This is a genomic window from Streptosporangium sp. NPDC002721 (genome assembly GCF_042888905.1).
GTDB lineage: Bacteria > Actinomycetota > Actinomycetes > Streptosporangiales > Streptosporangiaceae > Streptosporangium.
In genome coordinates this window covers 1-4,268 of sequence record NZ_JBIAQI010000083.1, presented here as the reverse complement: position 1 = coordinate 4,268, position 4,268 = coordinate 1, and the positions used below count along the sequence as shown (strand labels likewise).

Below are 4,268 nucleotides of genomic sequence, written 5' to 3'. Positions count from 1 at the left end.
GCAGCCCTTCCAAGGCCGGCCATCTCTGCAAGGCCATCGCCGTCCTTCAGAACCACCGTGTCGCTCACGCCACCCGAGGATGAAAAACATTCAGTACTCAGTGTTCTCCGCGTCCAAGCGTTTGAGGGGCCACGGTGATTCCGGACAGCCATGTTATGAGCGCAGCTTATGCGGCTATGTGGGTTGCGAGGGCCTCGTTGAGAACCTCCAGGGGCGGCCGGTAGCCGAGCGCCGAGTGCAGGCGCCGACGGTTGTAGAACCCTTCGATATAGCGGATTACCTGGCTTTTCGCCTTGGCCCGGGTGGTGAAGACAAAGCGGTGCAGCCACTCGTTCTTGATCGCGCTGAAGAACGACTCGGCCATCGCGTTGTCCCAGCAGAGGCCGGTGCGGCCGACCGAGCGGCGGATGTCCAGGTCGGTCAGGAACCGGCCGAACTCCTCGCTGGTGTAGTTCGAGCCACGATCGGTGTGGAACACAGCGCCGGGCTGGAGCAGGCCGGTGTCGACCGCCATCCGGATCGCGTCCTTGGCCAGGCTGGTGCGGTAGTGATCGGCCATCGCCCAGCCCAGCACCGCCTTGCTGTGGCAGTCGATCACAGTGGCCAGGTAGAGGAAGCCCTCCCAGGTGCGGACATAGGTGATGTCGCCGACCAGCTTGACGCCCGGCCGCTCAGCGGTGAAGTCACGGCTGACCAGGTCCGGGATTCCGCAGAAGTCGCCACCGGGCACGGTGGTGGCCGGCCGGAACGCGCGGGTCTGGGCCGGCATCAGGCCCTGCTCGCGCATCAGAGCGCGGACCAGTTCGGCCGAGCAGTGCTCACCACGACGGGCCAGGGCGGCGTGGACGCGCCGATACCCGTAGGTCTCGAGCGCGCCGGCGAAGATCTCGGCGACCGACGCGGCCAGCAGAGCGCGGCGTTGCGCGGTGGCCGAGGCCGGCCGCTCGCGCCACTCGTAGTAGCCCGAGCGAGACACCCCCAGCCAGGCGCACATCTTCACGATCGAGTGGCAGGCCTTCTCCGCGTCGATGAGCTCGTACTTGGCGAGCGTCATCGAGTCTCGGCCGCGAAGAAGGCTGCGGTGCACTCAACCCATCAGCGCAACAGTGGGGCGAGTCTATCGGCCGGGGTGTCGAACTCGAGGGTCTTGCGGGGGCGGGTGTTCAGCTTGTGGGCGATCCGGTCGAGATCATCTTGAGTGAGATCGGCCATGCTGGTGCCCTTGGGAAAGTACTGACGCAGCAGCCGGTTCGTGTTTTCGTTCGTACCGCGCTGCCAGGGACTACGCGGATCGGCGAAGTAGACCTGCAGGCCGGTCGCCGCGGTGAGATCTTTATGCCCGGCCAGCTCCATCCCGCGATCCCACGTCAATGACCTGCGAACTTGTTCGGGCAACTTGGTCATCGTCGCTGCCAGCCTCTTCGTGACGGTGACCATGTCCCTGCCATCGAGTTGAACCAAGACGGTGAAGCGCGTCGTGCGTTCCACCAGCGTGGCGATCTGGGTCAAACCCCGGCCCAGCAGCAGGTCGCCCTCCCAATGGCCGGGGATCGCCCGGTCGTCAGCCTCAGCCGGACGCTGACTGATCGAGGCGGCGTCCTTGATCTGAGAGCGCCATTGGCCGGTGACGGTGTTGTGGACGTTCCTGCGGGTGGGCCGGCCCGAACGTAGGTGCTTGGTCAGCTCCTTGGCCAGCACGCCGCGGGCCTGGATGAACAACGACTTGTAGATCGTCTCGTGACTCACCCGCATCCCCGATCCCGACCCATAGGACTTCCTCAGATACCCGGCGATCTGTTCGGGCGACCAGTCCTGGGCCAGTTTCTCCGCGACCAGCCGCCGCAGTGCCGGATGCCGGGCCAGCAGGCACAGCCTGGGCCGCCGGGCCCGCACCCAGGAGCGGTCTTCAGCATCGACGGCCCGATACCGGGCGACGCCTTTGTTGCGGGCGATCTCTCGGCTGATCGTCGAGGCGGGCCTGCCCAGGGCGCGGGAGATGGACCGCATTGACTCGCCTCGTGCCAGACCGCGGGAGATCTCCTCACGCTCAGCGAAACTCAGCGTCCCAGACCGCCTGCGCCGCAGCGGTGGGACGTATCCGCCATTGGACTTGACGACCGTGAAGACCGAGCCCGGTGGCTTGTCCAGCGCCCTGGCGATCTGACTGATCGACTCGCCCGCCTTCCACCGGTCCCACAGCTCCCGCTTCTGCGCATCCGACATCCCCGGGCGGCCCATCCTCGCCACGCAACACCTCCGCGATCATCATCCCGAATGGTGTTGCGCTGACGGGTTGAGTGCACCGCCGCTTTTTTCAAGAAGACCAACTTCTCGCGCAGCTCGGCGTTCTCCCGCTCCAGCTCCCGGATCCTGGCCCGGTCCGGTCCGGCAACCGGCCGCGGCTGCTCGTCCTGAGCGCTCACGATCCGATGCCGGTTCACCCAGCTGCCCAGGGTGCTGGCGTTGATGTCGAACTCGCGCGCCACCGACGCGACCGTCCGCTCGCCCTCCAACACCAGGCGGATGGCCTCGTCCTTGAACTCCGGTGAGAACTGCCTACGACGCCTCGTCACGTACCTACCTCTTCCAGACTTTCATCAGCTTATGTAGCTGACTGTCCGGAATCTGCTGGGCACCTCAGTTCGACCACGACGAATCGATTGGACAGGGTGAGTCCACCCAACAAAGCATGCAGGTCTTCAGAGATCGGGTTCTCCACAGTGTCGTCACGTTCATTGAACGCTCGCGCTTTCGAGGTCATGGCGCACAAGATAACAACGCTTCGTGCCTCTGGCGGGGGCGCTCCAGCTCCGAGATCATCGCCAAGGGCAAGAGCCAAGTTTGTAGATGGTTAGGTGTCGGATCCTCTCGCCGTCGTTTCAGGGCAAGCCCCTGCCCACTCCCCGGAGGGGCACGACGGCGACGAGAAGATCCGGCGGGGGATCAGGCCCCTCCGGGGAGCAACGCCCTCCATATATCGTTGGACTGCCGGATCGGCCATCGACAGGTCTCGTGTACTTCCGGGTTGCCGTCCAGTTGGAACATGCGCCGGGTGAAGCCTTGCCCGGTCTGGCACAGCTCGTACAGCGTGGCCCGGCACCGGCAGGTTCAGGCTCGTCCAGGCGCGCCGTCTTCTGACGAAGAGCATGCGGGCTTTGCGGACAGCGGAGTCATCGGTCGCTCATCCCTGACCACCACCGAGAAGGCGAAGCCCTTCTCGAAGGTCTCACCAACGGCTGCCGCGAGGTGCTCGATCTCTTCGCGAAACCCTGAGCTGCGCGAGACGCGAGGCGTCACCGAAGGGCTACCCCACCTTTTTGAACACTGGCGTATGATCATGCTGTGACAGTGCACCGGATGCGCAAAGAACTGGCGCTGATATACGTCGCCATAAGCACCTCGGTAATCGTGGCTGGTTTCTGCACGGCGTTGGTATTCAAGAACTTCTCTCTGTGGGACGCGTTCAAAGCCACTCTCGACATGGGCCAATCCCTGATGATCATTCTGCTTGCCACGTCCTTGGGCGTTACCGTGGGGCGTCTGTTCAGGTTCATGGAGAGTGGAAGATAGCGTCCGGGAGGAACGCTTCGACTCTGGGTGACCACCAGTCAAAAACGGTTGCGTGGCGGCTCGGTAAGGGCTGATCTCAAGACTGGTCGCGACCCTCACGATCGCCTTGCGATGGACAATCATCGTATGTGGCTGGGTCTGGGACTTTGCTCTTCGGCTCCGGCTCACCGGGCACCAGGGCAACGAGGACACAGATATCTCCCGTGCCCGTTGCGTGCCCATCAGGAGGGTGATCAAGGGGGCCTTGACGCTGCGCCACGGCGATGCCAGCATCCAGCCACTATGACTGTCGACTCCTCGAATCCGGACGAGCAAAACTACAGGCCTCTGGCCTTCGTTCTCATCCTGCTCAGCTCGATTCTCATGGTCATGCCGATTCACGTCGTGATCGCGATAAGTGATTCCGGGCTGCGGCAACCGTTCACTCCGGTGTTTGTTCCGGCATTGGTCTTGGTCGGGTTGCCTGCGCTCGGGGCTCTCGGCGGAGCCTTCCTGAGATTTCAGGGACCTGGTGGCAGGTTCTTCGGAATCACACTGGGGATTTTTCTCGCCAGCGTTATCCTGATGGCACTGCTCGTTTGCTGGGTTTTCCACTCCGTCGACTGAGGTGATCTCAGCGACTTTCACGTTGGGTAGCTGTGTTCGAAATGAGTGAGGACGAGTGCGGCTTTGACGATGTCGCCGATTCTGCTGGGGCT

4 protein-coding genes and 1 pseudogene are annotated in these 4,268 nt (G+C 63.5%); 2 read left to right on the top strand and 3 right to left on the bottom strand.

Annotated elements, in window-relative coordinates:
• Window positions 1-166: 166 nt before the first annotated feature.
• The 3 genes and pseudogenes from ACFYWM_RS44625 to ACFYWM_RS44615 all read right to left on the bottom strand — a co-directional run.
• Window positions 167-1,054: an IS3 family transposase gene (locus ACFYWM_RS44625; RefSeq protein WP_389927955.1), complete on the bottom strand. Its 888-nt coding sequence runs from the start codon at window positions 1,052-1,054 to the stop codon at window positions 167-169.
• Window positions 1,055-1,095: 41 nt separating this feature from the next.
• Window positions 1,096-2,247, bottom strand: coding sequence for an IS30 family transposase (locus tag ACFYWM_RS44620; protein ID WP_389927952.1), 1,152 nt, complete (start codon window positions 2,245-2,247; stop codon window positions 1,096-1,098).
• A 95-nt stretch (window positions 2,248-2,342) separates the two neighbouring features.
• Window positions 2,343-2,573, bottom strand: a pseudogene (locus ACFYWM_RS44615) (transposase); the annotation flags it as partial.
• Window positions 2,574-3,357: 784 nt separating this feature from the next.
• Here ACFYWM_RS44615 and ACFYWM_RS44610 point away from each other — a divergent pair.
• A complete protein-coding gene (locus tag ACFYWM_RS44610) occupies window positions 3,358-3,570 on the top strand; it encodes a hypothetical protein (protein ID WP_389927950.1) in 213 nt (70 codons plus the stop codon).
• 282 nt (window positions 3,571-3,852) lie between these two features.
• Window positions 3,853-4,176, top strand: a complete 324-nt coding sequence (locus ACFYWM_RS44605) for a hypothetical protein (RefSeq protein ID WP_389927947.1) — start codon at window positions 3,853-3,855, stop codon at window positions 4,174-4,176.
• The last annotated feature ends 92 nt before the right edge of the window (window positions 4,177-4,268 follow it).